General features: G+C 73.5%; 1 protein-coding gene. It reads left to right on the forward strand.

Annotated elements, in window-relative coordinates; translation table 11 throughout:
* Window positions 1-100: 100 nt before the first annotated feature.
* Window positions 101-2,773: ATP-binding protein (locus M4J07_RS47460; RefSeq protein WP_255983574.1), on the forward strand; the 2,673-nt coding region annotated here is incomplete at its 3' end.

Below are 2,773 nucleotides of genomic sequence, written 5' to 3' on the forward strand. Positions count from 1 at the left end.
GAGGTGCGGCGGTGCCTGCCCACGCGGGCGCCCCCGGGGTCGGTCGCCGTCCGCTCTCCCCGGTCCAGGCCGCACTCCTCGCCACGAAGGAACTGAACTGATGCGTGTACCGATCCGGCATATCGCCGGTCATCTGCTGTGGTCCGCCGACGGGCACACCTGGGCGCTGTACCGGCTGCACCCGGACCCGGATGAGCCAGGGCACAGTGCCGAGGCGGTCACCGGCGCCTACCTGCCGGCCGCGGTGCGCGAGGAACAGCTGCAGCGCATCACCCAGTTGGTGCGCTCGCTGTCCGGCGAGCCGCGCCTGTTCGGGGTGTGCGCCCAAAGTGATCCCTCGGAGGTCGCCTGGCGGATGCTCGAGGGCCTGCACGACGAGGCCGGCGGCGCCCTGCGGCCCGCGGCCCGGCCCTGGGTGGAACATGTCGAGGCCGCACTGGATGTGCTGGAGGGGCAGGAGATGCACCGGCGCACCCTGTGGCTGGCCGTCCCGCTGTCGACGGGCGCCCAGGGCCGGCGCGGCATGGTCGCCCGGTCGGTGGGCGTCGGCGCGCTCGGCGCGCTGTCGGACGCGCTGGGCCTGCAGCCCTCCCCGGTCAGCGAGTCCGACGTGGCCCGCGCCCGGGAGAAGGCGGCACAGATCGAGGCGCAGATGGCGGGTGCCCTCCCGTTCCGGCCCGCCCGGCCGGCAGAAATCGTGTGGCTCATCCAGCACGCCCTGCACCGCGGCCGGCCCGAACCCCTGCTGTCCGAGGCGACGTCGAGCGCCCTGTATGCGGGACGGGTTCGCCACGGGCTGCTCGCCTCGCCCAGCTACACCGACCTCGGCCAGGTCCGCCTCGAAGAGGGCGGCACGCCCCGCATCAGGCCAGAGCCCGCCCTTCGCACCAGGTGGCGTGCGCCGTTCCCGCGGGGCTGCGCATCCGGTGCGCCGGGGAGCGGCCGGCAGTGGTGGAAGGACACGGTCTCGCCGATCCAGCGCCGGTGGCTGCAGGTCGAAACCCCGGACGGCACCGGCTATCAGGCACACCTGGTGCTCGCCGAGGCGCCTCCGGCCGTGGCCGTGCTGGCCGCCGACCTGTTCGCCCAGCTGGACGCCCTGGACTTCCCGGTTGATTTCACCGTGAGCCTGACGCTGGTGCAGGCCGCCGAGGCCCGCCGCAAGATCCAGCGTAAGCGGACCGAGCTCGTCGACCAGGTCGACCAGTACGACGCCCGCCCCACCGGCCTGCCCTCCGACCTTCCCGAAGCCGCCCGCGATCTGGGCGAGATGGACGCCCGCCTGGCCCGCACCTCGGCCGAGGTGGAGGTCCAGTCGGTCACCGTCCTCACGGTGTGGGCGCCGACCCCCGAACTGTGCGACGCGCGGGCGCGGGCGTTGGAGACGCTGCTCGCCGGCGCCGACTACCGAATCCTGCGCCCCATCGGACTACAGAACGATCTGTTCACGCTCGGCCTGCCCGGCAGCGTACGTCCGCTGGCACTGCGGGAGTTCACCCAGCACCAGCTCGCCGAGGACTGGGCGATGTCCGGCGCCTTCACCCGCAGCGAGGCCGGGGACCCCAACGGGATCCTGCTCGGCTTCGACCTCGACTGCGGCACCCTGCGCCCGGTGATGGTCAACGTCGCGGACGCCCCCCGGCAGGACGCCTCCGCGTCCCTGGCCGTGATCGGGGACCTCGGCGCCGGCAAGAGCGTGCTGCAAAAGACGGTGCAGAGCGCCATCGTGGACCGCGGCGGCCGCGCGATCTGCATCGACCGCACCCCGGTGCGCGAATGGGCCCGCTTCGCCCGCGGCTCCGCACCCGGCCGCTGCCAGATCATCGACGCCGCCCAGGCCGAGCTCTCCATCGACCCGCTGCGCCTGTTCCCCGGACCCCAAGGCCGCCAGTACGCACTGAACTACCTGACCCTGCAGCTCGGCATCGGCGCCATGAGCCTCCACGGCGAGATCCTGCACCACGCCGTCCAGCAGGCCGCCGAACTGCCGGACGCCTCCATGGGCAAGGTCATGGACGTCCTCGCCCACACCGCCGCCACCGGCACCGGCCAGCGCGCCGACGCGGCCGCCTCCCTGACCGGCATGCTGCGCCTGGTCACCGCCAGCCCGCTGGCCGCGATGGTGTTCGACCCGGCGCTGCCCGTCGCCCGCCTCAACGGCTCCCGCACCGCAGACCTGATCGTGATCACCACGGCCGGACTGACCCTGCCCCCGCAGCAGGCCTTCGCCAAGCCGGAGATCCTGGCCCAGCAACCCCTGGAGGCACTGATCGGCCGGGCCGTGCTGTACCTGATCGCGGCGATGGCCCGCCAGGCCGCATTCGCCGACCCGTCCCGGTTCTGTGCGGTGGTCACCGACGAGCTGTACTGGCTGACCAGCTCCGCCGAGGGCACCGCCCTGGTCCACGAGATCCTCCACGACGGCCGCAAGCACCACGCCGGACTGCTCGCCGGCTCCCACGACGAGCGCGAACTGGGCCCCGACCGCGGCCTGTTCGCCTACAAGGCCCTCGCCCGCACCACCGACCGCGACCGGGCCCGCCGCGGCCTGGACTTCATCGGCCTCACCGGCCGCGATGACGACCTCCTGCGGCTGGTGACCACCAACCTCTCCCCCGTCGGCCTCCGCGAACGCGCCGGCGAGATCCTGCTGACCGGCCCACGCCAGAACACCGGCCGCATCAAGGTCCACATCCCCGCCGTGCCACGGATCGCCGACCACATCAGCACCACCCCCGGCGCCACACAGCCCCCCGCCACGGCTGCGCCGCAC

Source organism: Streptomyces longispororuber (assembly GCF_024448165.1).
GTDB lineage: Bacteria > Actinomycetota > Actinomycetes > Streptomycetales > Streptomycetaceae > Streptomyces > Streptomyces longispororuber_A.